Annotated in this window: 21 protein-coding genes and 1 pseudogene; 12 read left to right on the forward strand and 10 right to left on the reverse strand. The window is 71.6% G+C overall.

Annotation, left to right across the window (positions count from 1 at the left end):
* The first annotated feature begins 16 nt into the window (after positions 1 to 16).
* Entirely contained in the window at positions 17 to 763 is a 747-nt protein-coding gene (locus B5557_RS34205; RefSeq protein ID WP_079663094.1) for an SRPBCC family protein, read from the forward strand.
* Positions 764 to 774: 11 nt separating this feature from the next.
* On the opposite strand, the gene B5557_RS34210 is transcribed toward B5557_RS34205, so the two are convergent.
* Positions 775 to 2,601 carry an endonuclease/exonuclease/phosphatase family protein gene (locus B5557_RS34210; RefSeq protein WP_079663095.1) on the reverse strand — a complete coding sequence of 609 codons (1,827 nt, stop codon included), beginning with the start codon at positions 2,599 to 2,601 and terminating at the stop codon, positions 775 to 777.
* Positions 2,602 to 3,038: 437 nt separating this feature from the next.
* On the opposite strand from B5557_RS34210, the gene B5557_RS34215 reads away from it, so the two are divergent.
* The 3 genes and pseudogenes from B5557_RS34215 to B5557_RS34225 all read left to right on the forward strand — a co-directional run.
* Positions 3,039 to 4,475, forward strand: coding sequence for a hypothetical protein (locus tag B5557_RS34215; RefSeq protein ID WP_079663096.1), 1,437 nt, complete (start codon positions 3,039 to 3,041; stop codon positions 4,473 to 4,475).
* 171 nt (positions 4,476 to 4,646) lie between these two features.
* Positions 4,647 to 6,113: an alkaline phosphatase PhoX gene (locus B5557_RS34220; protein WP_079663097.1), complete on the forward strand. Its 1,467-nt coding sequence runs from the start codon at positions 4,647 to 4,649 to the stop codon at positions 6,111 to 6,113.
* Positions 6,114 to 6,287: 174 nt separating this feature from the next.
* Positions 6,288 to 6,767: pseudogene (locus tag B5557_RS34225) on the forward strand (TROVE domain-containing protein); the annotation flags it as partial.
* Positions 6,768 to 6,807: 40 nt separating this feature from the next.
* On the opposite strand, the gene B5557_RS34230 reads toward B5557_RS34225, so the two are convergent.
* Entirely contained in the window at positions 6,808 to 8,310 is a 1,503-nt protein-coding gene (locus tag B5557_RS34230) for an MFS transporter (RefSeq protein ID WP_079663098.1), read from the reverse strand.
* A gap of 167 nt (positions 8,311 to 8,477) precedes the next feature.
* Here B5557_RS34230 and B5557_RS34235 point away from each other — a divergent pair, with 167 nt between their 5' ends.
* Positions 8,478 to 9,050 (forward strand): TetR/AcrR family transcriptional regulator, encoded by a 573-nt coding sequence (locus B5557_RS34235; RefSeq protein WP_079663099.1) that lies wholly within the window; start codon positions 8,478 to 8,480, stop codon positions 9,048 to 9,050.
* A gap of 44 nt (positions 9,051 to 9,094) precedes the next feature.
* On the opposite strand, the gene B5557_RS34240 is transcribed toward B5557_RS34235, so the two are convergent.
* The 7 genes from B5557_RS34240 to B5557_RS34270 all read right to left on the reverse strand — a co-directional run bounded on the left by B5557_RS34240 (position 9,095) and on the right by B5557_RS34270 (position 16,527).
* Positions 9,095 to 10,321, reverse strand: coding sequence for a TerD family protein (locus B5557_RS34240; RefSeq protein ID WP_099937606.1), 1,227 nt, complete (start codon positions 10,319 to 10,321; stop codon positions 9,095 to 9,097).
* Between the two features lie 94 nt (positions 10,322 to 10,415).
* Positions 10,416 to 11,405, reverse strand: coding sequence for a zinc-dependent alcohol dehydrogenase family protein (locus B5557_RS34245; protein ID WP_079663101.1), 990 nt, complete (start codon positions 11,403 to 11,405; stop codon positions 10,416 to 10,418).
* A complete protein-coding gene (locus B5557_RS34250) occupies positions 11,402 to 12,226 on the reverse strand; it encodes a carbohydrate ABC transporter permease (protein WP_079663102.1) in 825 nt (274 codons plus the stop codon). The genes B5557_RS34245 and B5557_RS34250 overlap by 4 nt, the downstream gene beginning before the upstream one ends.
* Positions 12,223 to 13,161 (reverse strand): carbohydrate ABC transporter permease, encoded by a 939-nt coding sequence (locus tag B5557_RS34255; protein ID WP_079663103.1) that lies wholly within the window; start codon positions 13,159 to 13,161, stop codon positions 12,223 to 12,225. The genes B5557_RS34250 and B5557_RS34255 overlap by 4 nt, the downstream gene beginning before the upstream one ends.
* Positions 13,158 to 14,528, reverse strand: a complete 1,371-nt coding sequence (locus tag B5557_RS34260) for an ABC transporter substrate-binding protein (protein ID WP_079663104.1) — start codon at positions 14,526 to 14,528, stop codon at positions 13,158 to 13,160. Before B5557_RS34260 ends, B5557_RS34255 begins: the two co-directional genes overlap by 4 nt.
* Positions 14,529 to 14,650: 122 nt before the next feature.
* Positions 14,651 to 15,421, reverse strand: a complete 771-nt coding sequence (locus tag B5557_RS34265) for a DeoR/GlpR family DNA-binding transcription regulator (protein WP_079663105.1) — start codon at positions 15,419 to 15,421, stop codon at positions 14,651 to 14,653.
* 296 nt (positions 15,422 to 15,717) lie between these two features.
* Entirely contained in the window at positions 15,718 to 16,527 is an 810-nt protein-coding gene (locus tag B5557_RS34270; RefSeq protein ID WP_079663106.1) for an NAD-dependent epimerase/dehydratase family protein, read from the reverse strand.
* Between the two features lie 240 nt (positions 16,528 to 16,767).
* Here B5557_RS34270 and B5557_RS34275 point away from each other — a divergent pair, with 240 nt between their 5' ends.
* Both B5557_RS34275 and B5557_RS34280 read left to right on the forward strand, forming a co-directional pair.
* Positions 16,768 to 17,712 (forward strand): 5-dehydro-4-deoxyglucarate dehydratase, encoded by a 945-nt coding sequence (locus B5557_RS34275; RefSeq protein ID WP_231976119.1) that lies wholly within the window; start codon positions 16,768 to 16,770, stop codon positions 17,710 to 17,712.
* Positions 17,709 to 18,872: a hypothetical protein gene (locus B5557_RS34280; RefSeq protein WP_079663108.1), complete on the forward strand. Its 1,164-nt coding sequence runs from the start codon at positions 17,709 to 17,711 to the stop codon at positions 18,870 to 18,872. Before B5557_RS34275 ends, B5557_RS34280 begins: the two co-directional genes overlap by 4 nt.
* Here the strand turns inward: B5557_RS34280 and B5557_RS34285 are convergent.
* Positions 18,809 to 20,041 (reverse strand): MFS transporter, encoded by a 1,233-nt coding sequence (locus B5557_RS34285; RefSeq protein WP_079663109.1) that lies wholly within the window; start codon positions 20,039 to 20,041, stop codon positions 18,809 to 18,811. The two genes, B5557_RS34280 and B5557_RS34285, sit on opposite strands and share 64 nt — an antisense overlap.
* A 132-nt stretch (positions 20,042 to 20,173) precedes the next feature.
* On the opposite strand from B5557_RS34285, the gene B5557_RS34290 reads away from it, so the two are divergent.
* The 5 genes from B5557_RS34290 (at position 20,174) to araD (ending at position 25,197) form a co-directional block, all read left to right on the forward strand.
* On the forward strand, positions 20,174 to 20,764 hold the full coding sequence (locus B5557_RS34290; protein ID WP_079663110.1) for a TIGR03086 family metal-binding protein: 591 nt from the start codon (positions 20,174 to 20,176) through the stop codon (positions 20,762 to 20,764).
* 87 nt (positions 20,765 to 20,851) lie between these two features.
* Positions 20,852 to 21,613 carry an MBL fold metallo-hydrolase gene (locus B5557_RS34295; protein WP_079663111.1) on the forward strand — a complete coding sequence of 254 codons (762 nt, stop codon included), beginning with the start codon at positions 20,852 to 20,854 and terminating at the stop codon, positions 21,611 to 21,613.
* Positions 21,614 to 21,809: 196 nt separating this feature from the next.
* Positions 21,810 to 22,490 (forward strand): GntR family transcriptional regulator, encoded by a 681-nt coding sequence (locus tag B5557_RS34300; protein WP_079663112.1) that lies wholly within the window; start codon positions 21,810 to 21,812, stop codon positions 22,488 to 22,490.
* Positions 22,487 to 23,398 carry a dihydrodipicolinate synthase family protein gene (locus tag B5557_RS34305; protein ID WP_079663113.1) on the forward strand — a complete coding sequence of 304 codons (912 nt, stop codon included), beginning with the start codon at positions 22,487 to 22,489 and terminating at the stop codon, positions 23,396 to 23,398. Before B5557_RS34300 ends, B5557_RS34305 begins: the two co-directional genes overlap by 4 nt.
* Positions 23,386 to 25,197 carry an L-arabinonate dehydratase gene (araD, locus tag B5557_RS34310; protein ID WP_231976120.1) on the forward strand — a complete coding sequence of 604 codons (1,812 nt, stop codon included), beginning with the start codon at positions 23,386 to 23,388 and terminating at the stop codon, positions 25,195 to 25,197. The genes B5557_RS34305 and araD overlap by 13 nt, the downstream gene beginning before the upstream one ends.
* Positions 25,198 to 25,348: the final 151 nt, after the last annotated feature.

Consider the following 25,348-nt stretch of genomic DNA (forward strand, 5'->3'; position numbering starts at 1 on the left):
GACTCAGGAGCACGCCATGACCAACGAAACGTCCAAGGAATTCGAGATCGCTCGCGAGTTCGAGGTCGACGCCACGCCCGAGGAGGTGTGGGCGGCGATCACCACGGGGACCGGAGGGTATCTGTGGCCGATGGAGCCGCCCGAGCCGCGGGTCGGCGGCACGGGGCCCTTCGGGTCCAAGGTCACCGCCTGGGACCCGCCGCACCGCTACACCAACCGCGTCGAGGACGTCGACGGCATCGCCGAGCAGACGCTCAACCAGCTCGACTACACCATCGAGCCGCGGGACGAGGGCCGGCGCGCCTGGGTGCGGTACGTGCACAGTGGCATCTTCGTCGACGACTGGGACAACCAGTACGACGGCGCCGCCAAGCACACCGACTTCTATCTGCACACCCTGCGGGAGTACCTGGTGCACTTCGCGCCCCGGCCCGCCGCCTTCGCCACCTTCGACGGGCCGGAGGCCTCCAAGGCCCCCGACGCCCTCGCCGCGGTCGCACGGGCGCTCGGCGTCGGGGAGGACGTGGCGGCAGGCACCCGGGTGACGGTCCGGGGACCCGACGAGTTCGACGCCGTGGTCGACTTCCGCGACCCGTACTTCATCGGGCTGCGCACGGAGCGGGGTCTCACCCGCGTCTTCGGACGCAACCACTGGGGCCACCCGGTCGGCGTCTCCCTGCACGACTTCACGCCGGGCGCCGACATCAAGGAGTGCGAGGCCGCCTGGCAGGGCTGGCTGAACGAGGTGTTCAGCCGGCCCTGACCGAGCCGGGGTTACGGCTCGAAGCGCAGCACCTGCGGGTCGTGGTCGCTGATCTGGTCGTGGAACTCCGAGTTGATGTGCACGCTGTCGTACGCGAAGTCGCAGCCGCGCCGGATCGAGGGGCTCACCAGGATCTGGTCCAGGACCTGCTGGTTGCCCTGGTAGTCGTAGGTGTAACGCTCGCTCTTCGGCAGCGACTTGATCGCCGACCACAGCTCGCCGTCGCCTTCGAGGATCTTCGCGGTGTCGGAGAACTCGAAGTCGTTCATGTCGCCGAGCGCGATGACGTCCGCGTTCTTCTGGACGTCGAGGATGCTCTTGGCGAACGCGTTGACCAGCGTCGCCTGCGCGTGGCGCTGGGTCTCCGAACTGCGCACCACCGGCTGGTACTGCGAGGTCAGACCCTGGTCGCCGCCCTTGGAGTTGAGGTGGTTGGCGATCACGAAGACCGTCTTCCCGCGGAAGACGAACTCGCCGGCCAGCGGCTTGCGGCTGGACTTCCAGGCCTCGTTCCCGGGGTCGATCCGGCCCGGGGAGGCCGTCAGCTGCGCCTTGCCGTGCACCTTCGTGACGCCCACCGCAGTGGTGGAGTCGCCGCCCGAGCGGTCGGTGAAGGAGACCCGCTCCGGGTTGAACAGGAACACCTGACGGATGTTGCCGCCAGGCTCGCCGCCGTCCTGGTCGTTGACCGGGTCGATCGAGCGCCAGTCGTACGTCGGGCCGCCGGCCGCCACGATCGCGTCGATCAGCTTGTTCACCGTCACGTCGGCGGCGACCGTGCCGTCGTCCTTCGCGCCGTTGTTGTCCTGGATCTCCTCCAGGGACACGATGTCGGGCGACTTCAGGTTGTTCACGATCGCGGAGGCGTGCGCCGCGAAAGTGGCGTCGGACGGGTCGAGGTTCTCGACGTTGTACGTCGCGACCGCCAGCTCGCCCCTCTTCTGCTTCTGCGTCGTCTCCCGCTGCAGACCGCCGCTCTTCAGCGTGCCGAGCTGGTTGGCCACGACCGTGTAGCCGCCGAACTGGTTGTAGTCCAGCGGGCCGGCCGTGACACCCGTGAGGGTGTCGCCGACGTTCGCGACGGGGAAGTCGGCCGTCGCGCCCAGCGACTGGATCTGCAGCCGGCCGGTGTTCTGCGAGGTGTAGGAGCCGTACAGCGTGCCCCCGCGGCGGGTGGTGTTCTCCCGCGGCTTCACCGTGACCCACAGCTCGGTGTAGGGGTCGGTGGCGGTGACCACGCGCGCGTCGGCGACCTGGACGTTCATGCCCTCCAGGGACTCGTAGTAGTCCAGGGCGTATGTGGCGGGCCGCAGGGTCAGGCCGTTGATCGAGTTGCTCGCCGCGGTGTCGCCGGCCGGGGCGTACGCGGCCGGGACCGACTTCGCGTTCACGGCGGTCGCGGCCGGAACGGCGTTGCCGCTGGAGAGGACCGTCACCGTCGGCTTGGTGATCTCGGTGATCGACTGGTTGCCGGTGGAGGTGCCCCCGGGGACGAACTCCGACACCGTGCCGGTGACCGTGACGGAGTCGCCGACGGCGACCTTCGGGGTGGAGCCGGTGAAGACGAAGACGCCCTCACTGGTGGCCGGGTCGGCGTCCGGGTTCGGATCCTGGATCCAGAAACCTTTGGACGAGCCGTAGGTGCGTACGCCGGTGACGATTCCGGCCACACCCGTGACCGCCTTGCCGGCGTACGGCGATATCCGGGTCGTGCCCTGGATGTCGTGAATGGCCACCGTGTCCGCGTGCGCGGGCAGGGTGAGGGCGACGGTGGAGGCCGCGGAACAGACGGCGGCGACGGTGAGCGCGGCGAGACGCGCGGACTTCTTGCTCGGCAACGGAATCCCTCCGGGGACGTACGTGAGCGCCGGAACGAGGTGGAACGACGTGGAACGAGGTGGATCGGGCGGAACGAGGTCGAGCCAGGTGGAGCGAGGTGAGCCAGGTGGAGCGGGGTGGAGCGAGGTGGAGCAGGGTGGAACCGGGGGTCGAACGAGGGGGGAGACAAGCGTGAAAGCGAGCGTGGAGCGCGGAAACGAGGGGGCGTGACCGGTGGGGCGGAACGCGACGCGCGTAGAAATCCAGTGCACAGCTGTCCAGTGGATTTCTACGCGCGTCAATCTCCTGCCTGGTCACGCCAGTTGTCAAGGTTTCAGCCATGTACGCAGGCCGACGGGGAGATGAACCGGGCGGCATGGGCCCATATCCGTCTAGGCTGAGTGGCCCAGTGCCCCCAGCGGGCCGGTGGCACGACGCGCCCGAGGAGAACCAGCCGATGTCAGACAGCTCCCCCCTGCCGCCGGTGCGGCTGCACACCGAAGCGGAGCTGGCGCGCGACGCCCTGTCCACGCCGTTGCTCTCCCGGGCCGCCCTGCTCGCCCGTTGGGCCGGTCCCGACACCCGCGTCGACGCGGGCGGCCAGCTCGTCGAGGAGCAGCTGCCCGCCGCCGCGCAGGCGCTCGGACTGACCGGGGACGACGCCGCCGCCGAGGCGAGCGAGGCCTGGCGGGTCGCCATGGACACCGGGCTCGTGGAGGTCGTCGACGAACAGGCCGACACCGTCACGACCGGCGAGGACCTGGCCCTGCTCACCGGCGGCTCCCCGCACGACATCCTCGCCGTCTGGCTCGGCGCCCTGGAGTCCGTGATCGCCGACGCCGCCGTACCCGACCTGGACGCACTGATCGACGTCATGGACGAGGGCGGGGCCGTCGACTTCTCCAAGCTGGACTGGGACCCCGAGGCCGAGGCCGGGTTCCTCGACGGTGTGCTCGGCAACCTCTACCTGCTGACCGCCGGCGAGGACGGCCCCGGCGACGCCCCCGTCCCGCTCCCCGCGCTCGCCGCCTCGATGATCATCCCCGGCGACATGAACGAGCCCACCAACGACGTCCTGGAGCAGGTCTCCGACGCGATGATGCGGCTCGACGACCAGTTCCGGCTGCTGGAACCGATCGGCCTGGTCGCCTACCAGCCCGTCGACGACGCCCTGATGGGGGACATGGACGCGGAGGCCGACGAGCCCGCCGCCCCGGTCGACGAGACCGACGTCACCCGCTACGGCATGGTCCGCCTCACCCCGCTCGGCCTGTACGGGCTGCGCGCCCGGCTGCTGGAGGCCGGCTTCGCGGCCCCCGCCGTCGGCGACCTCGCCGACAAGGGCGCCGACGCCCTCCTCGACGGCAGCGCCGGCTACAGCTCGCGCGCCGCCCTCGCCGAGACCGAACAGTGGCTCGCCCGCCGCGAACCCCTCGCCGCCGCACGGGAGTTGCTGGCCGCGGCCCGCGGCGCGGACCCCGGCGCCCCGCTGCGCCGGCTGCGCTGCCAGCAGGCCCTCTCCCTCGTCGGCACGCACGCCGAGCCCGCCGTGCGCGAGGTCCTCGACGACGCCGAACTCGGCGGCCTCGCCCGCGTCTGGCTGAGCGAGCTCGGTGCGACGGACGTCCCCGCGCCGTCCGAGGACCTGGTCTTCTGGCTCACCATCGACACCCTCGCCGCGCAGCTCGCCGCCGAGGGCAACTCCGACGAACTCCAGGCCCTCGTCGAGGGGCTGGCCCAGCAGCACAGCGGCTTCTTCGCCGCGGCCTGGCGCGTCGACCACCCGGCGACCCCGGAGGTCCTGGAGGCGATGGGACGCCTGCACCCGGACAAGCGCATCGCGAAAGAAGCACGCAAGGCGGCGTTCAAGGCACGCTCCCAGCAGGGCGGCTGACTCTTCCCAGGGGCCTCCTTGGGGCTCCCGTGGGGTGATCCGTACGGGTTCATGGAACCGGGTCCTTCGACGTCGCTCCCCGTTCAACTCCCGTTCAGACATGGGCGGGACGGTGGCGCCGAACCCAGGTCCGCCACCCTCCACGGCACTTTTCGAGTCTCAGGAGACACCATGTCGCTCACCCGCAGGGACTTCGCCAGAAAATCCGCGGTCACCGGTGCCGGGGTCGCGCTGGCGGGCAGCGTCAGCGCCCTCGCCACCGCGCCGAACGCCCTCGCGTCCTCGGACGTCGACTCCGCGGCAGACACGGCGGACGCGGCGCAGGAGTCGGCGGCCGGACACCACGGGGTCGGCTACGGGCCTCTGCTCCCCGACCCCGACGGCCTCCTCGCGCTGCCTGCCGGGTTCAAGTACCGCGTCATCACCTACAGCGGCAGGACCACGCTGGAGTCGGGCGAGAGCACCCCGTCCAACCACGACGGCACCGCCGCCTTCTGCGGACCGCGCGGCGCGACCCTCCTCGTCAACAACCACGAGCTCAAGGGCCCGCGGGCCAACTGGAAGTACCCGGTCCCGCTCACCGAAGGCCTCGTCTACGACCCGGCGGCCTCCGGCGGCTGCACGGTCGTCGAGGTACGCCCCGGCGGCCACGTCGCCGAGTGGGTCGGCATCGCCGGCACCTCCACCAACTGCGCGGGCGGCAGCACCCCTTGGGACACCTGGCTCACCTGCGAGGAGACCGAGGACAAGGCCGGCCAGAACGGCATGACCAAGGACCACGGCTACGTCTTCGAGGTCGACCCCGAGGACCGCCGCGCCAACCGCGGCCCGAAGCCGATCAAGGCGCTCGGCCGGTACGCCCACGAGGCCGTCGTCATTGACCCCAAGCGCGGCCACGCCTACCTCACCGAGGACGCCTCCGGCCCCAACGGCCTGCTCTACCGCTGGACCCCGCCGGCCGGCTTCCACCACGGCCGCGGCAAGCTGCGCACCCTCGCCGACGACGCCGGCGTCCTCGAGGCCTTCAAGTGCTTCGACTCCGGCGGCAAGTTCATCGACGACCTCTCCCGCGCCACGAAGATCGGCACGGTGTACGGCGTTGACTGGGTCGTCGTCCCCGACCGCGACGCGAGGACGACATCCGTCCGCAAGCAGTTCACCGAAGGACAGGTAACCCGCGCCCGCAAGCTGGAGGGTATGTGGTGGGGCGACGGCGGCACCTACATCGTCTCCTCGTACGCCCGTGACGAGAGCCCCGTGCAGCACGACGGCGCCGTCTGGTTCTACGACCCCAAGCGTCGCACGCTGACCCTGAAGGTCCTGCTCGGTGTGAACCCCGACCCGTCCGTCGACGGCGCCTTCGACGGCCCCGACAACATCACCGTCTCCCCGTACGGCGGGCTCGTCATCGCCGAGGACGGCGAGGGCGTCCAGCACCTGTTCGGCGCCACCGACAGCGGCCGTACCTACCCCATCGCCCGCAACGAGCTCAACATCGGCACCGCGGAGAAGCCGGAATACAGCGAGTTCACCGGCGTCACCTTCTCCCCCGACGGCCACACCCTGTACGCCAACATCCAGACCCCGGGCATCATGCTGGCCATCACCGGACCCTGGAAGCGGCAGAAGCGCGGCTGAGCCTAATTCGCTCGCTCTTCCCGAGCTGTGCCTCCTACAGTGAGATCACGAAAGCGCACCTCCCGGTGCGAAGGCAGCGGCTACTTCTTTGTAACAGAAATCCACGCCGCCGCCGACTTGATCTCGGGAGGCGCAGCATGGGGTGGATGCCCGGTGCGCAGGCAACGGTTACTTTCGGGCTCGATGTTCTACTCCCGGCTGTCCGACCGTTCCGAACTCAACCGGGCCGACGCGGCGGCGATCTTCGGCACGGCGCTCGCGCTGCGGGCGGCGCAGGCGGACCTCGTCGAGTTCGGGACCACGAGCCGGCGCCTCACGTTCGGCAAGGGCGAGTCGGTACTCAAGATCCTCGGCCGCTTCGGCGATCTGGGCGGCACCGACACCACCAGCGCGGTCCGCGCGCACTATCGAGGCCAGGACCGGGTGCTGATCGTCACCGACGAGCAGTACGCCTTCAGCCACCACGGTGACCCGACCGGGCAGATCCCGGCGCACGTGCCGGTCTACACCTGGAACCTGGCCGGGTACCGCGTGGGCCACGGTCCGTCGGGGACGGCGAACCGGCACACCTTCGGTGGGCTCTCGGACGCGGCGTTCCGGATGGTGCCCCTGCTGGAAGCCGCCACGGACGCCGACTGGCCGTGGAGCGCCTGATCTTCGGCGTGCCACACCGGTCCGCCCGCCCCGGGGCTTCCTATGCGGCGGCCTTCGGCCGCCCTCTGATCGCGAAGACCGCCGTCAGCAGTGCCGTCAACGCGATCAGGGCGGCCGCGCCGAACGCGTGGGCCGCGCCATGGGTGAGGATCTCGGCCGGGGTGCCCGACGCGCGCCGGGTGGCCGTGCCGTACACCGTGACCAGAACCGACAGGCCGAGCGTGCCGCCGAGCCACTGCAGAGTCTGCAGCAGGCCGGACGCGGCGCCCACCTCCTGAGGGCGGATCTTCGCCAGGATCGTGGCGTTCAGCGGCATCAGGGCCAGGCCGACGCCGACGCCCAACAGCAGCAGCGGGCCGAGAAGCCCGGTCGCATAGGCGTCGTCGGGGCCGACCCGCCACAGCCAGGCGGCCGCGCCGGCGAGCAGGGTCATGCCGGTCAGGATCAGCGGCTTGGCGCCGAAGCGGGCCAGCAGGCGCGGCACGAACCGTACGGTCGAGAACATCACGACCGTCATCGGCAGGAAGGCGAAGCCCGCGCGCAACGGGCTGTAGTGCAGGACCTGTTGGCTGATGAGGGTGAGGAAGTAGAAGGCACCGAACATGCCCGCGGGCAGCAGCAGGACGCCGACGTAGGCGCCGGCCCGGTCGCGGTCGGCGAAGAGCCTGAGCGGCATGATCGGCTGCTCGGCGCGGGCCTCGATCAGGGCGAAGCCGGCCAGCAGCGCGGCGGCGCCGGTGAAGCCGAGCAGTGCCAGGGTGTCGCTCCACCCCTCTTCCGAGACCCGGATGAACGCGTACACCAGTGAGGTCGTCCCGGCGGTCCCGGTCAGGGCGCCGGCCGCGTCGAACCGGCCCGCGTGGCGCGGGGTCTCGGTGACAAAGCGAGGCAGGGCGAGGGCGACCGCGAGGCCGATGGGCACGTTGATCAGCAGGGCCCAGCGCCAGGACGCCCAGGCGGTGAGCGTCCCGCCCAGGATCAGGCCGACGGAGGCGCCGATGCCGGCCATGGAGGAGTAGACGCCGAGGGCGTGGTGGCGGCGGGGGCCCTCGGGGAAGTTGGTGGTGATCAGGGCGAGGGTGCTGGGGGCGGTGAGGGCGGCGCCGACGCCCTGGAGGGCGCGGGCGGCGAGCAGCCAGCCGCTGTCGCCGGCCAGCCCGGCGAGCAGCGAGGAACCGGTGAACAGCAGGACGCCGAGGGTGAGTGTGCGGCGGCGGCCGAGCAGGTCGCCGACGCGTCCGCCGAGCAGCAGCAGCCCGCCGAAGGCGAGCGTGTAGGCGTTCAGCACCCAGGACAGTCCGGTGGGGGAGAAGCCGAGGTCGCGCTGCATGGCGGGCAGGGCGACGTTGACGACGGTGGAGTCGACTCCGACCATCAGATAGGCGGTGACGACGACCAGCAGGACGGCGCGCAGCCGGACGTCGGAGCCGGGTGCCCCGGGCGGAGCGGACGGCCCGGAGGGGGATGTGCCTGTCGTGGACGAAGGCGTGGACGAAGGCGTGGACGAAGGTGTCGACGAAGGTAAGGGGGACGGCGTGGACATGGAGTACTCCCTGTCTGGTGTCCCCGCGTGATGTGGTGGAACATGCGGGCAGCACGGCAGGGCCCGGCCGTGGGCTCGCAGAGACCCGAACACAGTAAGCGGGGACTGTCTCCGTTTAGTCCTCGCTAAAATACGGAGAGAGTCCCCGGTTCGCAAGGAGTAACTGGATGACGCAAGGAAGACCCATGCGCGCGGACGCTCGCCGCAACTACGAGCGCCTGCTGAAGGTGGCGGCGGAGGCCTTCGCCGAGCATGGGGAGGGCGCCTCCCTCGACGACATCGCCAAGCGGGCGGGCGTCGGATCCGGCACGTTGTACCGGCACTTCCCGACCCGCCAGGCGCTGTTGGAGGCGGCCTACATCGACCGGATCGAGGCGCTGGCCGTGCGGGCCGACGAACTCGCCGGGGAACTCCCCCCGGGCGAGGCGCTGGTGGAGTGGATCAACGAGCTGTGCGTCGGCACGATCCAGGTCCGCGGCATGAAGGCCCTGCTGGGTTCCGCCGTCACGGACGGCAGCGCGGCCGCGGTCACCGCCTGCGGCACGCACATGAAGGACGCGGCGGCCCGGCTGGTGGAGGCGGCGCAGCGGGAGGGGACGCTGCGGGCGGACATCGAGCCGATCGACGTACTGCGCCTCGCGCACGGGGTGGCGACGGCGTCGGAGCTGGCGAAGGGGGACAGCAGCGCCATCCGCCGCTATGTGTCGCTGCTGACGGAGGGTCTGCGACCCGCGCGGTGACGGCGGCGGGCGCCCCCGTGCAGGCGGGCGCCCTTGGCCGGGTCCTACAGGGCCTGGGCGCCCGGCTTCACCATGTTCCGTACGGTGCGGGCCTTGACGAAGTCGCCCATGGCCGTCATCTCCCACTCGCCGGAGAACTGCCGGATCAGCTTGGCCATCAGCACGCCCGTCTGCGGTTCGGCGCCGGTGAGGTCGAAGCGGACGAGCTCCTCGCCGGTCGAGGCGTCCAGCAGCCGGCAGTACGCCTTGGCGACCTCGGTGAACTTCTGGCCGGAGAAGGAGTTCACCGTGAAGACCAGACCGGACACCTCCTGGGGGAGGCGCCCGAGGTCGACGACGATCACCTCGTCGTCACCGCCGCCCTCGCCGGTGAGGTTGTCGCCGGAGTGCTTGATCGCGCCGTTCAGGATGGAGAGCTTGCCGAAGTAGCAGCTGTCGATGTGGTTGCGCTGGGGGCCGTAGGCGATGACCGAGGCGTCCAGGTCGATGTCCTTGCCGCGGAACGCGGGCTCCCAGCCCAGACCCATCTTGACCTGCGAGAGCAGCGGACGGCCGCCCTTCATGAGGGACACGGTCTGGTTCTTCTGCAGGCTGACGCGGCCCTTGTCGAGGTTGATCTTCCCGGTGCCCGGGGCCGCGGCGGGCGGGGCCGGGGGAGCGGCCGGCGGGGCGGGGGCGGTGAGCCTCGGGTCCATGGGCGGGGCCGGCGGCGTGACCGGGGCCTGCATCGGCGGCGGGGGCGGGGTGACCGGCTGGGCCGGGGCGGCGGCCGGCGCCGGCTCCTCCACCGTGACTCCGAAGTCGGTGGCGATGCCGGCCAGACCGTTGGCGTACCCCTGGCCGACCGCGCGGGCCTTCCAGGCGCCGCCGCGCAGATAGATCTCCACGACGACCAGCGCCGTCTCGCTGCCGAGCTGCGGGGGCGTGAACGTGGCCAGCACATGGTCGTCGTCCGCGCTGCGGATCGTCGCCGTCGGCTCGACGCCCTGGAACGTCTGGCCCGCGGCGTCCGGGCTCGCGGTGACGACGATCTTCTCGATGCCGGGCGGGAGCGCGGCCGTGTCGACGATGATCGCGTCGGGCGCCGTGCCCCCGCCGGAGCGGTATGTCACGCCCGGGCCGTGGGGCTGGTTGTAGAAGATGAAGTCGTCGTCCGAGCGCACCTTGCCGTCTGCGGTGAGCAGCAGGCCCGAAACGTCGAGTCGCACCGGGGCGGCGACGTCCACCGTCACGCGGGCGACGGAGAGAGGGATGTTCGAGCCGGGGGTCATAGCTGTCATGCCCCGTGAACGACTGAGACCACTTTGCCGTTCCCTTACCCGCGCCCGAAGCCGCTGCCCGGGTGAGGAACCCGAGAACGCTCGGTCAGGGCACCACCACGATCTTGCGCCCGACCCCCGCCGCGAACTGCTCCAGCGCCTGCGGGTAGTGCTCCAGCGGGATCCGGTCGCTGATGAAGACCTCCGGGTCCAGCACCCCGTTCGCGAACAGCTCGGCCGCCCGCTCGAAGCTGTGCAGGACCGCCATGGACCCCGTGACGGTGATCTCCTGGTTGTAGATCCGGTACGGGTCGATCGTGACCCGGGTCGCGTAGTCGGCGACGCCGAACTGCAGGAACGTCCCCGCCTTCGCCACCCGGTCCAGGCCGTCCTGGATCGCCGCCGCATTGCCCGTCGCGTCCACGACCAGGTCCCAGCCCTGCGGACGCTCCAGCTCGTCCGGGCTCGCCGCCGCCCCGGAGACGCCGAGCCGCCGGGCCGTCTCCAGGCGCGCCGGGTTCACGTCCACGACGTCCACGCCGGCCGCGCCCGTGCGCTTGGCCAGCTCCAGCATCATCAGCCCCATCGTCCCCGAGCCGTAGATCAGCACGTGCGCGCCCAGCCGCGCGCGGAGCACGTCGTAGCCGCGCACCGCGCACGACAGCGGCTCCACCAGCGCCGCGTCCTGGGTGCGCACGTGCTCGGGCAGCCGTACGCAGTTCGCCACCGGCGCGACCGCGTACTGCGCCGCACCGCCGGCCGTGGTGACGCCGATCGCGGCCCACCGTTCACAGAGGTTGTTGTGGCCGGTGCGGCAGTAGCGGCACTCGTGGCAGTACAGGGACGGGTCGACCGCCACCCGGTCGCCGACGGCGACCTCCGTGACCTGGGCGCCCACCCCGACCACCGTGCCCGCGAACTCGTGCCCCGGCACGATCGGCAGCTTGGGCGCGAACTCGCCCCCCAGGATGTGCAGATCGGTGCCGCACAGCCCGCAGGCGGCGACCTCGACGACCACCTCGCGCGGCCCGGGCGTCGGGTCGGGGACCTCGGTGACGACGGCACGGCCCACGGACTCGATGACGGCGGCCTTCATTTCACGGCTCCCAAGGACAGGCCCTGGACCAGTTTGTCCTGGGCGGCGAACCCCGCGGCGAGCACCGGCAGGGAGATGACGAGCGACGCGGCGCACACCTTCGCCAGGAACAGCCCCTGGCTGGTGATGAAGCCGGTGAGGAAGACGGGGGCGGTCTCCGCGACCACACCCGTCAACACCCGCGCGAACAGCAGTTCGTTCCAGCTGAAGATGAAACAGATCAGGGCCGTCGCCGCGATGCCCGGGAGCGCGATCGGGGCGACCACACGCGCGAGGATCGTCGGCAGCCGCGCCCCGTCCACCCGTGCGGCCTCGATGATCGCCACCGGGACCTCGGACAGGAACGACTGCATCATCCACACCGCGATCGGCAGGTTCATGGAGGTGTACAGCACGACCAGCAGCCAGATGTTGTCCAGCAGACCCGCGTTCTTCGCGAACAGGTAGATCGGCAGCAGGCCCGCCACCACCGGCAGCATCTTCGTCGACAGGAAGAAGAACAGGACGTCCGTCCACTTCTTCACCGGACGGATCGACAGCGCGTAGGCCGCCGGGAGGGCGAGGAGCAGGACGAGGACGGTCGACCCGAGGGACGCCACCGTCGAGTTGACCAGCGCCGGCCAGGGGCTCGCGCCGCCGCCGGTGCCGAAGAACTCGCGGTAGCCGTCGAGGGTGAGCGAGGCGGCGAAGGACGGCGGGTTGGTCGCCGCGTCCTGCTCGGAGTGGAAGGACGTCAGGGCCATCCAGGCGACGGGCAGGAAGAACACGATCCCGGCCACCCAGGCCAACAGCCCGAGGCCGCCACGGCGTACGACGTTCATGCGCGGGACACCTCCTCGCGGAACAGGGACGAGACGACCCGCAGGGCGAAGGTCGCGATGACGATCGAGCCGATGACCACCAGGACGCCCGCGGCCGAGGCGAGGCCGTTCTCATGGGCCTGGTAGAAGCTCTGGTAGACGGTGTAGGGCAGGTTGGCGGTGCCCAGGCCGCCGGAGGTGATGGTGAAGACGGCGTCGAAGTTCTGCACGATGTAGATCGAGCCGAGCAGGGCGCCGAGCTCCAGATACCGGCGCAGGTGGGGCAGGGTGAGGTGGCGGAAGATCTGCCAGTCGCTCGCGCCGTCCACCCGCGCCGCCTCGATCTGCTGCTGGTCCCGGCTCTGCAGTCCGGCCAGCAGGATCAGCATCATGAACGGCGTCCACTGCCAGACGAGGGAGGCCTCGACGGCGAGCAGCGGCGTGTCGGATATCCAGTCGGGCTGTGGACCGCCCACGTAATGCAACAACCCGTTGAACAGGCCGTATTCGGGGTTGTAGAGGACGTGCTTCCACAGCAGGGCCGCGGCCACCGGCACCACCAGGAAGGGCGCGATCAGCAGCGTGCGGACCACGCCCCGGCCACGGAAGCGGCGGTCCAGCAGCAGCGCCAGCGCCAGCCCGAGCAGCAGGCTGACCAGCACCACGGCCGCCGTCAGCAGCACGGTCGTCCACACCGAGTGGCGCAGGTCGGCGTCGGTGAGGACCTGGTGGTAGTTGTCGAGGCCGGTGAAGCGGCGGGCCTTGGGATAGAGGGCGTTCCAGTCGAAGAAGGAGATCACCAGCGTGGCCACGAAGGGGAGTTGGGTGACCACGATCATGAAGACCAGGGCGGGCAGCAGCGGAGCCCGGGTCGCCCAGGCGCGCAGCCGGTCGGAGGGCTGCCGCAGGGGGCGTACGGGTGCGGTGGTCGGCGGGGCCGTCGTCGTCGCGGTCATCGTCCCTCGTACTCCTCGGAGATCCGCTCGGCGATCTTCTGGGACTTCTTCAGGGCCGACTCGACGGACTGGCGGCCGGCGATGGCCGCGCTGATCTCCTGGGAGACCCTGGTGCCGAGGTCGGTGAACTCGGGGATGCCGACGAACTGGATGCCGGGCGCGGGCCGCGGCTGCACCCCGGGGTCGTTGGGTTTCGCCCCCTCGATGGCCTGTTTCGTCATCTCCTGGAAGGCGGCGGCCTCTTTCACGTAGTCGGCGTTCGTGTACGTCGACGCCCGCTTGCCGGCCGGCACGTTCGACCAGCCGATCTCCCGGCCGACCAGCTGTTCGTACTGCTTGCTCGACGCCCAGGAGACGAACTTCCAGGCCTTGTCGGCGTTGCGGGAGGCCTTCTGGATGCCCCAGGCCCAGGTGTAGAGCCAGCCGGAGGCGTCGGTTTGCTCCACGGGGGCGGGGGCGTATCCCATCCTGCCCTTGACCGGGGACTTCGCCGCCTCCAGGGAGCCGGCCGCGGAGGTGGCGTCATACCACATCGCGACCTTGCCCTGGGTCATGTTGTTCAGGCACTCGGCGAAGCCGGACTGGGCTGCCCCGGACTCGCCGTGGGCGCGGACGAGGTCGACATAGAACGCCGTCGCCTTCGCGAAGGCGGGCGAGTCGAGCCGTGCCTTCCAGTCCTTGTCGAACCAGGTGCCGCCGAAGGTGTTCACGACGGTCGTCAGGGGCGCCATCACCTCGCCCCAGCCGGGCAGTCCGCGCAGACAGATGCCCTTCATGCCGGGTTCCGCGCCGTCCGCCTTCGCCGCGAGGTCGGCGACCTGCTGCCAGGTGGGGTGCGCGGGCATCGTCAGGCCCTTCGCCGCGAACACGTCCTTGCGGTACATCAGGAAGGACGACTCGCCGTAGAAGGGCTGGCCGTAGAGCTTGCCGTCGTCCGCGGTGAGGGATTCGCGCATCGGCTTCAGGACGTCCTGCTCGTCGTAGCCGGGGTCCTTCGCGACGTATCCGTTCATGGCCTGCAGCCAGCCGTTGCGGGCGTAGATCGGTATCTCGTAGTTCGACAGGGTCGCCACGTCGTACTGGCCCGCCTGGTTGGCGAAGTCCTGGCTGATCTTGTCGCGGACGTCGTTCTCCGGCAGGACGGTGAAGCTGACCTTGATGCCGGTCTCCTTGGTGAAGTGGTCGGCGGTGAGCTTCTGCAACTCCGTCATCTGCGGGTTGTTGACCATGAGGACGTTGATGGAGTCGCCGCCGGAACCCGCCCCGCCGGCCCCGGCCCAGCAGCCGGAGAGCAGCGGGGCGAGCAGCGTCCCTGCGGCGACCGCGGCGAGTGTGGCTCGCGGCCTCCGTCGGCTCTGGGTTCGCATGGATCACTCCTGGACGTAAGGGGAGATCTAGGGCGTCGAGCGGCATGGAGGTGCCCTAGGGGGTGAGTTGGATTTACGAACCGGGTCGGTCCGGTACGGCCGTACGAGGGTGGGTCGGTTTTTCAAACCCTGATGATCTGGGGTCCCAGCAGTGAGTAGCGGTGGGCTTCGGCCGCCGGGAGCAGGGTGCTCGTCACGATCGTCTCCAGCGTGCCCACCTCGGCGAACCGGCAGAAGCTGACCGCGCCGAACTTGGTGTGGACGCCCGCGAAGACCACGCGCCGGGCCGCCCGCACGGCCTGCGCCTTGACCTCGCCCACGGCCGGGTCCGGGGTGGTCAGACCGTGCTCGCGGGAGATGCCGTTGGCGCCGAGATAGGCGAGGTCGACGACGAAGCCGGCCAGCATCTTCGTCGTCCAGTGGTCGACCGTGGCCAGCGTGCCGGAGCGGACCCGGCCGCCGAGCAGCAGCACGGACGTGTTCTCCCTCCCGGCGAGCGCGCCCGCGACCGGCAGGGACGCGGTGACCACGGTCAGCGGCCGGTCCCTGGGCAGCGCCTCGGCGATGAGCTGCGGGGTGAAGCCCTCGTCGACGAAGACGGTCTCCGCGTCCCCGGCCAGGGCGGCCGCCGCAGCGGCGATCCGGCGCTTCTCGGGTACGTGGCTGGTGGCGCGGAAGGCCAGCGTGGTCTCGAAGCCGGCGCTCTCCACGGGGTAGGCGCCGCCGTGCGTACGGCGCACCAGCCCGTGGTCCTCCAGGGCGCGCAGATCCCGCCGTACGGTCTCCCTGGCCACGCCCAGTTCGGCGGCGAGCGCGGCGACGTCGACCGAGCCGGTGGCCCGCGCGGTGCGCACGATCTCGCGTCGCCGCTCCTCCGCCGTCCTCGGGGTCATGCCGTCACCTCGCTCTCCCGCCGTCCTGCCCGTTCGGGCCCGGTGCGGCCCATGGGGGAAGTTCTACAGCGGGTGCGCGGCACTGACCAGGCCTGTTGCAGGCCCGTCGCTGCCCGTCTCGGCCCGTTTCCCCGTCCCGGCCGCCCGCCTCGGACCTGCGGCGGAGCCGGAGGACGGGTGGGTTCGGGCAGCGCGCGTGCCCGGATACGGCGGCGGGCGGGCCCGTTCGGTGCCCGCCCGCCTCCCGCGAGGTGTGCTTCTCGGCCGGTACGGCCGGTATCCGGTACGGCGATGGGTCAGTACGGCCAGATCGGCGGGTCGCTGACGAAGTGGCCGCCCAGGTGGGCGTGGGCGATGTTCTCCGGGTCCAGCTCGCCCTGCTCGGCGATCAGCTTCTCGGCGTACGGCTCGGAGTCGTCCTGCGGCTCGTAGCCGAGCGCCCGCGCGGAGCTCAGGTCCCACCACAGCCGGGTGTTCGCGGAGGAGCCGTACACGATCGTGTGGCCGACATCCTCGGCGGTCAGGGCCGCGTGGAAGAGGCGGGCGCCGTCGGCGGGGCTCATCCACACCGACAGCATCCGCACGCCGGTCGGCTCGGCGAAGCAGGAGCCGATGCGCACCGACACGCTCTCCAGGCCGTGCTTGTCCCAGTAGAGCTGGGCGAGGTCCTCGCCGAACGACTTGGACAGGCCGTAGAAGGTGTCCGGGCGGTGCGGGGTGTCGACGGGGATCAGGGGGTCGTCGCCCTGGGGGCGGGGGGTGAAGCCGACCGCGTGGTTGGAGGAGGCGAAGACGATCCGGCCGACGCCCTCTTCGCGGGCCGCCTCGTACAGGTGGTAGGTGCCCTCGATGTTCGCCTTGAGGATCTTCTCGAAGGGGGCTTCCAGGGAGATGCCGGCGAGGTGGAGGATCGCATCTACGCCCCGCACGGCCTCCCGGACCGCCTCCCGGTCGGCCAGGTCCGCGACGATCGCGTCCGGCTCGCCGTCGATCGGGCGCAGGTCGAACAGGCGCAGCTCGTAGCCGTAGGCCGGCAGCAGGTCCCGCATCAGGGTGCCGAGGCCGCCTGCGGCGCCGGTGAGCAGGACGGTGCGCGGAGCGGGCATCCTCGGGTCTCCTTGGATCGGTCGCGGGACTGTTCGCAGCGGCGGACGCATGCGTGGCCATAGTTCACATTCGTGGACACGCTAAGGAGCCACGGCGTCACCCGTCAAGGGTTCAGCATGCCTGGCAAAACTGCTGGTGTCTCGGGGGTTGGTCGGCTTGACCGGGCTCGATCGGGCACCTTAGCGTGAGCCTGTTCAGGAATATGGACGCTGCTCAAGAATATGGACTCGGGAGAGCCTGTGACGTCAGCCCCGCTCGCCGCCCGCCTCCGCGTCCCCAGCGGACCGCTGTTCTTCCCCGTGACCGCCTACGGCCCCGACGGCTCCCTCGACCTCGACGTCTACCGCGCCCACGTCCGCCGTGGAGTGGAGGCCGGCTCCGCGGCCGTCTTCGCCTGCTGCGGCACCGGAGAGTTCCACGCGCTCACCCCGGAGGAGTTCGAGCGGTGCGTACGGGCGGCCGTCGAGGAGACCGACGGGCGGGTGCCGGTGATCGCCGGCGCCGGATACGGGACCGCGCTCGCCGTGCGCTACGCCGGGCTGGCGGAGGCGGCCGGAGCGGACGGCCTGCTCGCCCTGCCGCCCTACCTCGTCGTCGCCGCCCAGGAGGGCCTGCTGCGCCACTACCGGGAGGTGACGGCGGCGACCCGGCTCCCCGTGATCGTCTACCAGCGCGACAACGCCGTCTTCACCCCGGAGACCGTCGTCGCACTCGCCCGAACCGAGGGGATCATCGGCCTCAAGGACGGCCTCGGCGACCTCGACCTGATGCAGCGGATCATCAGCGCCGTCCGCACCGAGGTCCCCGGCGACTTCCTCTACTTCAACGGCCTGCCGACCGCCGAACAGACCCAGCTCGCCTACCGGGCCCTCGGCGTCACCCTCTACTCCTCGGCCGTGTTCTGCTTCGCCCCCGAGATCGCCCTCGCCTTCCACCGGGCCCTCACCACCGGCGACGACACCACCGCCCACCGCCTCCTCGACGGCTTCTACCGGCCGTTCGTCGAACTGCGCGCCCAGGGCCGCGGTTACGCCGTCTCCCTCGTCAAGGCCGGCGTCCGGCTGCGCGGCCTCGACGTCGGGGAAGTCCGCCCGCCGCTGCACGAACCGAGCGAGGATCATGTCAAGCAACTCGCCCAGGTGATCGAACGCGGCTATGCGCTGCTGGAGGAGGACAAGGCGTGAAGGCGTCGGCATTCGTCTACCCCTGGGACGTCATCGGCGATCCCGCGGCCCCGGCCCGTATCGCCGCGCTCGGCGTGGAACAGGTGACCCTCGCCGCCGCCTACCACTCCACCCGCGCCCTCACCCCCCGCCACCCGCGCCACCGCATCGTCACGGCCGAGCACGCCGCCGTGCTGTACCCGCCGGACGCCCGCTGGGAGGGCCGTGCCCTGCGCCCGTACCCGGCCGGCGAGTGGGCCCCGGGCGACGCCTACGGGGAGGCCGCAGAGGCGCTCGCGGGGGCCGGGCTCGACGTGCACACCTGGGTGGTCCTCGCGCACAACTCCCGCCTGGGCGCCGACCATCCGGACACCTCCGTCGTCAACGCCTACGGCGACCGCTACCCGTGGGCCCCCTGCATCGCACAGCCCGCCACGCGCGCGTACCTCGTCGACCTCGCCGCCGAAGCCGCCGTACGCCCCGGCGCGGGCGGCACCGAACTGGAGTCCCTCGGCTGGTACGGGCTGCAGCATCTGCACGCCCATGACAAGACCGGCGGCGTCGGCCTCGGGGACGCCGGCCAGTACCTGATGGCGCTCTGCTTCTGCCCCGCCTGCCGGGCCGGCTACGGCGCCCAGGGCCTGGACGCCGACGCGCTCGCCGCCGCCGTACGGGAGGCGCTGGAGCCGCTCTGGCGGGGGGCGCCCGACGACGGGGACTGGGCGGGGGTCGAGAAGCTGCTCGGGCAGGAGACGGCGGCGGCCACGCGCGCGTGGCGCGACGACACCGCCCGCACGCTCCAGGAGAGCGCGGTCGGGGCGGTGCGCGGCGCCGCGCGCGACGGCTTCCAGGTCCTGCTGCACGCCGACCCCGTGACGTACCACGTGGGCGCCAACCCGGGCGTCGACCCCGCGCACATCCTGTCCGTCGCGGACGGCGTCGTCGTCCCCTGCGCCGGCGGCCCCGCCCTGCTGACGCCCTTCGCCGGGCAGGGCCGCGCGGACGCGGTCGTCGCCGCCAACCTCGGCGTCGTCTCCGGCATGGGCGGCAGTCCGGGCACCCTCTCCGCCGACGCCGCGCGGGCCCGGGAGCTCGGCGCGACGGAACTGCGGCTCTATCACGCCGGGCTGGCGTCGGACGACGACCTGGAAGCGGTGCGCTCGGCGCTCGCCGGGCGCTGAAGGAGCAGGGCGGCCGTCACCGACAGGCATACCCCCAGGGCGAGCAACAGGGGGCGGTGGTCGACGAGTTCGACCAGTGCCGCCCCCGCCGCGAGCCCGACGGCGTTCGGCGCGTACAGCAGCGTCCCGGCCGTGGCGGTGACCCGGCCGAGCAGCGCGTCCGGCGTCTCCCGCTGTACGGCGGTCAGCGCGGCGATCAGCACACAGGGCAGCCCGGCCCCGACGGCCGCGCCGCACATCAGGGCGAGCGGGTCCGAGGGGACGGCCCGCGCGGCGACCGCGACGGCCGTCAGACCGATCCCGTACGCGGCGAACCGGCGTGGCCCCAGCCACCGCAGCGCGGGCCCCGACAGCAGTCCCACCGCGACCGAACCGGCGCCCTGGACGGCGTACAGCGCGCCCGCGTACGCGGGGGAGCGGCCGAGGCCCTCGACGACGGCGTAGACCAGCGCGCCGTTGACACCCGCGAACAGCATCGTCGCACCGCCGGCCAGGACCAGCGGGCGCAGCGCCGGGTGCGCCCACAGGAAGCGCGCGCCCTCGGCCGTCCGCGCCCGCAGACCGCCGGTGGCCCGCCGCGGCCTTTCCTCACGCACCCGCACGCGCGCGTACAGCCCCGCCGCGGCGACGAAGCTCGCGGCGTCCAGCAGCGCCACGCCCGCGCCGCCGTACGCCGCGTACAAGCCCGCGCCCGCCAGGGGAGCGACCAGCTTCATGCCCTCCACGGCTGTCGTGCGCAGCCCGTTGAAGTCGCCGAGCAGCTCCGGGGCGACAGCGGCGGCGACGAGCCCGGACTCGGCCGCGTCGGCCACCACCGAGGCGGCGCCGTACAGCACCAGCACCGCGAACAGCAGCCACAGCCGGCCGGGGGAGTCGACGCCGAGGACGGTGAGCAGCAGGGCGGCCGGGCCCAGGTTGAGGGCGATGAGCAGGGGGCGGCGGCGGGCGCGGTCGGCGAAAGTGCCCAGCAGCGGGCCGGCCAGGGTCGGAGCCCACAGCGCGAGCACACACAGCGCCGCAAGCCCGTTCGAACCGGTGAGGTCCTTCACCCACACACCGGACGCCAGCCACAACGCCGACGTACCGAACCCGGAGACCACCAGCGCCGCCAGACAGATCGCCGCGTCGCGGTCCCGCAGGACGCGCACCACGGACCAGTTCTTCGTCATGCCTGGTCATCGTGGGTCTAAGGAGGCCCTCCCCGCATCGGGCAGGTGCCCTACGCGCGGCGGACGGACCCCGGACGGACCACGGGCGGACCCCGGCCGATGAGTTCTCGGCGGGCGGGCGGTCTACCTTCCATGACCGACACGACGACTCTTGACCTCGAACCGCAGGCCCGGATCATCGCGCGCCTCGCGGCGGGCGTCCGTGACGAGCAGCTCGCGGATCCGACGCCCTGCCCGGGCACCGCGGTCCGCAACCTGCTCGGGCATCTGACCGGCCTCGCCGGCGCCTTCCGCGACGCCGCCCGCAAGGACCTCGGGTCCACGACCGACACCCCGCCGGACACCACCGCGACGGACATCGGCCCCGGCTGGCGCGAGGAACTGCCCAAGGTGCTCGACGAACTCGCCGACGCCTGGCGCGACCCGGCCGCCTGGACCGGCATGACCCGCGCGGGCGGCGTCGACCTGCCCGGCGGCGTCGCGGCCGCCGTCGCCGTCGACGAACTCGTCATCCATGGCTGGGACCTGGCCCGGGCCACCGGGCAGGAGTACACGCCCGACCCGGCCGCGCTGCGGACCTCGCACGACTTCCTGCGGGCGGCCGCCGAGGAGTCGGACCGCGGGAACGGCATCTTCGGCCCCGTCGTGCCCGTCCCGGACGACGCCCCGCTGCTCGACCGGGCGGTCGGACTGAGCGGACGTGACCCGGGCTGGACGCCGTAGGACAGGTCCTGGCGCCGACCCGATGATCGTGTCGTAGACGGACCCGATCAGGGCGTGCCGGGCAGGCGCGAACCGTACGCTCCCCGTATGCCCCTCAGCCTCACCATCCTCGGCACCGCCTCTTCGCACCCGGGGCCGGGCCGCCCCTGCTCCGGCTATCTGCTGCGTGGGGCGGGGGCCGAGGTCTGGGTGGACGCGGGGTTCGGGACGTTCGCGGAGTTGCGACGGCACACGGATCCCGACCGGCTCACGGCGATCTGGATCTCCCACCTCCACGCCAGTCACAGCGCCGATCTCCTCGCCGCCGCCCACGCCTTCGCCTACGGCGGGATGACCCCGCCGGCCCCGATCCCGGTGTACGCGCCGCTCGACTGCGCCCGTCGCCTGGCCGGCTTCCTCGGCCGCTCGGACGTACGGTTCCTGAGCGAGGTCCTCGACTTCAGGCCCCTGTTCGACGGACACACCGTACGGCACTGGAACGTGCGCCTGACCTCGCGCGCCATGGCGCACGACACCGAGGCGTACGGGCTGCGGGCCGAGTGCCAGGGAAGCGTCTTCGCGTACTCGGGCGACAGCGGGCCGTGCGCCGCGCTCACCGAACTCGCCAGTGGGGCCGACCTGTTCCTGTGCGAGGCGGATCTCGACCGGCATCGCGAAGGCGAACACGAACAGCAGGTCCACCTCACCCCGGAGGACGCCGGCGACGCCGCCCGCAAGGCGGGGGTGCGGGAGCTGTACATCACCCACGTCGGGCCCGCCCTGACCCGGAAGGCCGCGACCGAGCGGGCCGCCGTCGTCTTCGACGGCCCGACCCGCACCGCACGCGAGGGCGAGACCATCCCCTTCTGACCCCCGGGTCCCGACACGCCCTTCCGGCGCCTCTTCCCAACACCCCCCTCCAACACCTCTTTTGACACTTCCTTTGTCGGAACCATTGACGAATCACAGGGGCCCTCCTACCTTCAACGCGTCGTACTTCGTACGTCATATATGAGACGCGATACGCGAGATCCGAGATCGGATACGCGACTTCCGAGAGGCGCGCATGACCTCTGTGCCCACGCCGATCCCCTCCCGCACGCAGTACGTGCTGGAGGAGATCAAACGCCGCATCCTCACCGGGCGACTGACGCCCGGTCAGGCCCTGGTCGAGACCGAGCTCGCCGCGCAGTTCGGGGTCTCCAAGACCCCGGTGCGCGAGGCCCTCAAGACCCTGGCCGGCACCGGACTGGTCGTCATGAGCCAGTACAAGGGCGTCACGGTGCGCATGGTGGACGCGGACATGGCGCGCGAGGTCTACGACGTCCGGCTGCTCCTCGAACCCGAGGCGCTGAGACGGGCGGTACGGCGCGGCGCCTCCCTGGACGCGGCCCGCGATGCGCTGACGATGGCCGACGAGGCGACCGACACCGCCGAACGGTCCCTGGCCAACCGGGAGTTCCACCGCGCGCTCTACCTGCCGTGCGGCAACCCGCTGCTCGGCCGGATGCTCGACGAGGTCCGTGACCAGGCCGCCCTGGTCTCCGCCGTCGCCTGGGCCGCCTCACCCTCCTGGGAGCGGGAGGCCGGCGAGCACCGCGAGATCCTGCGGCTGGCCCTGGACGGCGACGCGGACGGCGCGGCCCGCGCCCTGCACGCCCACATCGCGTCCTTCGTGCACCGGGCGTTCCCCGAGACCGACGACGGGACCCTCGCGGGGGCCCAGGCAGAGGAAGGTCAGGAATGAGCAGCGTGGCGTTCGAGACCCAGCGTGCGGCCCTGGCCGACGTGGTGGCCATCCCGGTGACCCCGTTCGCCGGGGACGGCTCCATCGACCAGGACGCCCACCGGGCCCTGCTGCGCCGTCTGCTCGACGGCGGGATCACCACGCTCACCCCGAACGGCAACACCGGCGAGTTCTACGCCCTCACCCCCGAGGAGCGCCGCCTGGTCACGGAGTTGACGATCGAGGAGGCGGGGGATCGTTCCGTCATCCTCGTCGGCGTCGGACACGACGTCCCCACCGCCGTCACCTCCGCCCGGCACGCCTGGGAGCTGGGCGCGCAGATGGTGATGGTCCACCAGCCCGTCCACCCCTACGTCTCGCAGGGCGGCTGGGTCGACTACCACCGGGAGATCGCGCAGGCGGTGCCCGAACTGGGCGTCGTCCCGTACATCCGCAACACGCAGCTGCACGGTGAGCGCCTGGCCGAGCTCGCCGACGCCTGTCCCAACGTCGTCGGCGTCAAGTACGCCGTCCCGGACGCCGCCCGCTTCGCCGCCTTCGCGCGCGACGCCGGCCTGGAACGCTTCGTCTGGGTCGCCGGCCTCGCCGAGCCGTACGCCCCCTCCTACTTCTCCGCGGGCGCCACCGGCTTCACGTCCGGGCTGGTCAACGTCGCCCCCGCCGTTTCGCTGAACATGATCGAAGCGCTTCGATCGGGGGACTATCCGGCCGCGATGAAGGTGTGGGAACAGATCAGGCGCTTCGAGGAGCTGCGCGCCGCCAACGGCTCCGCCAACAACGTCACCATCGTCAAGGAGGCCCTTGCCTCCCTTGGCCTGTGCCGCCGTGAGGTCCGCCCTCCGAGCCGTCCGCTGCCCGAGGACGAGCGTGCCGAGGTCGCCGCCATAGTCGCCGGATGGTCCATATGAAGCGCTTCGACGATCATGCCGTCAGCCGCGCGGACGACGGCACCGCCGCCGCACGTCCTTCGGCGAAGCGTCCTGCGCTGAAGCGTCCGGAGGAACTCCGAAGCCACCAGTGGTACGGCACCGACGGCCTGCGCTCCTTCAGTCACCGCGCCCGCACCCGCCAGCTCGGCTACCTCCCCGAGGAACACCTCGGCAAGCCGGTCATCGCGATCCTCAACACCTGGTCCGACATCAACCCCTGCCACGTCCACCTGCGCGACCGCGCCCAGGCCGTGAAGCGGGGCGTGTGGCAGGCGGGCGGTTTCCCGCTGGAGTTCCCGGTCGCCACGCTCAGCGAGACCTTCCAGAAGCCGACCCCGATGCTCTACCGCAACCTGCTCGCCATGGAGACCGAGGAGCTGCTGCGCTCCTACCCGGTCGACGGCGCCGTGCTGATGGGCGGCTGCGACAAGACGACCCCCGCGCTGCTCATGGGCGCGGCGAGCGTCGACCTGCCGACCGTCTTCGTGCCGGCCGGGCCCATGCTGCCGGGCCACTGGCGCAATGAGGTCCTCGGCTCGGGCACCGACATGTGGAAGTACTGGGACGACAAGCGGGCCGGCGTGATCGGCGACTGCGAGCTGGCCGAGCTGGAGAACGGCCTCGCCCGCTCGCCGGGTCACTGCATGACGATGGGCACGGCGTCCACGCTGACGGCCGCGGCGGAGGCGCTGGGTGTGACGGTGCCGGGTGCGTCCAGCATCCCGGCCGTGGACTCCGGGCACGATCGGATGGCCGCATCGTCCGGCATGAGGATCGTTGAACAAGTCCACAAGGGGCGCGTCCTTTCCGAGATCCTCACCCGCGACGCCTTCGAGGACGCGGTGACGACCGTCCTCGGCCTCGGCGGTTCGACGAACGCCGTCATCCACCTCATCGCCATGGCCGGCCGTGCGGGCGTCAGGCTCACCCTCGACGACTTCGACCGGATCGCCCGCACGGTTCCCGTCCTCGCCAACGTCCGCCCCGGCGGCCAGAAGTACCTCATGGAGGACTTCCACTTCGCGGGCGGCCTGCCCGGCTTCCTCTCCCGGATCCCGGACCTGCTCCACCTCGACCGCCCGACGGTCTCGTTCGACACCCTGCGCGAACAGCTCGCCGGCGCGCGGGTCCACCACGACGACGTCATCCGGCTCCGGGACAACCCGGTCGCCGCCGAGGGCGGGGTCGCCGTACTGCGCGGCAACCTCTGCCCGGACGGCGCCGTCATCAAGCACATCGCCGCCGAGCCGCAGCTGCTCAAGCACACCGGACCCGCGGTCGTCTTCGACGACTACAGGACCATGCAACGCACCATCAACGACCCCGAGTTGGGCATCACCGCCGACACGGTCCTGGTGCTGCGGGGCTCCGGCCCCAAGGGCGGTCCGGGCATGCCCGAGTACGGCATGCTGCCCATCCCCGACCATCTGCTCAAGCAGGGCGTGCGGGACATGGTGCGGATCTCCGACGCCCGGATGAGCGGGACGAGTTACGGCGCGTGCGTGCTGCACGTGGCGCCCGAGTCGTACGTCGGCGGACCGTTGGCCCTGGTGCGCACGGGCGACTCGATCACCCTCGACGTCGAGGCCCGCACCCTCCAACTCAACGTGGACGACGAGGAGCTGGAGCGGCGCAGGGCGGACTGGACGCCGCCGCCCGCCCGTTACGAGCGCGGTTACGGAGCGCTCTACAACGAACAGATCACCCAGGCCGACACCGGCTGCGACTTCGAGTTCCTGGCACGGCCGGGCAAGGTCCCGGACCCGTACGCAGGCTGACCGGGCCCGCTCAGGGGCGCGGGGCCGTATCGATATGCGGCTCCGCCGCGTGGGCCCGACCGGCCACGACGCATCCGTAGCCGCCACACAGCAACAAGAGGCACCCCGTACCGCGAAAGGGGCCGACCCCCGCACGTCGAGAAAGCGCTTC

It is taken from the genome of Streptomyces sp. 3214.6 (genome assembly GCF_900129855.1).
GTDB lineage: Bacteria > Actinomycetota > Actinomycetes > Streptomycetales > Streptomycetaceae > Streptomyces > Streptomyces soliscabiei.

Bases quoted from the DNA above. Each gene is read 5' to 3' on its own strand.
- B5557_RS34205 (WP_079663094.1), top strand. From the start codon at position 17: ATGACCAACGAAACGTCCAAGGAATTCGAGATCGCTCGCGAGTTCGAG.
- B5557_RS34215 (WP_079663096.1), top strand. From the start codon at position 3,039: ATGTCAGACAGCTCCCCCCTGCCGCCGGTGCGGCTGCACACCGAAGCG.
- B5557_RS34220 (WP_079663097.1), top strand. From the start codon at position 4,647: ATGTCGCTCACCCGCAGGGACTTCGCCAGAAAATCCGCGGTCACCGGT.
- B5557_RS34230 (WP_079663098.1), bottom strand. From the start codon at position 8,310: ATGTCCACGCCGTCCCCCTTACCTTCGTCGACACCTTCGTCCACGCCT.
- B5557_RS34235 (WP_079663099.1), top strand. From the start codon at position 8,478: ATGACGCAAGGAAGACCCATGCGCGCGGACGCTCGCCGCAACTACGAG.
- B5557_RS34240 (WP_099937606.1), bottom strand. From the start codon at position 10,321: ATGACCCCCGGCTCGAACATCCCTCTCTCCGTCGCCCGCGTGACGGTG.
- B5557_RS34245 (WP_079663101.1), bottom strand. From the start codon at position 11,405: ATGAAGGCCGCCGTCATCGAGTCCGTGGGCCGTGCCGTCGTCACCGAG.
- B5557_RS34250 (WP_079663102.1), bottom strand. From the start codon at position 12,226: ATGAACGTCGTACGCCGTGGCGGCCTCGGGCTGTTGGCCTGGGTGGCC.
- B5557_RS34255 (WP_079663103.1), bottom strand. From the start codon at position 13,161: ATGACCGCGACGACGACGGCCCCGCCGACCACCGCACCCGTACGCCCC.
- B5557_RS34260 (WP_079663104.1), bottom strand. From the start codon at position 14,528: ATGCGAACCCAGAGCCGACGGAGGCCGCGAGCCACACTCGCCGCGGTC.
- B5557_RS34265 (WP_079663105.1), bottom strand. From the start codon at position 15,421: ATGACCCCGAGGACGGCGGAGGAGCGGCGACGCGAGATCGTGCGCACC.
- B5557_RS34270 (WP_079663106.1), bottom strand. From the start codon at position 16,527: ATGCCCGCTCCGCGCACCGTCCTGCTCACCGGCGCCGCAGGCGGCCTC.
- B5557_RS34285 (WP_079663109.1), bottom strand. From the start codon at position 20,041: ATGACGAAGAACTGGTCCGTGGTGCGCGTCCTGCGGGACCGCGACGCG.
- B5557_RS34290 (WP_079663110.1), top strand. From the start codon at position 20,174: ATGACCGACACGACGACTCTTGACCTCGAACCGCAGGCCCGGATCATC.
- B5557_RS34295 (WP_079663111.1), top strand. From the start codon at position 20,852: ATGCCCCTCAGCCTCACCATCCTCGGCACCGCCTCTTCGCACCCGGGG.
- B5557_RS34300 (WP_079663112.1), top strand. From the start codon at position 21,810: ATGACCTCTGTGCCCACGCCGATCCCCTCCCGCACGCAGTACGTGCTG.
- B5557_RS34305 (WP_079663113.1), top strand. From the start codon at position 22,487: ATGAGCAGCGTGGCGTTCGAGACCCAGCGTGCGGCCCTGGCCGACGTG.
- araD (WP_231976120.1), top strand. From the start codon at position 23,386: ATGGTCCATATGAAGCGCTTCGACGATCATGCCGTCAGCCGCGCGGAC.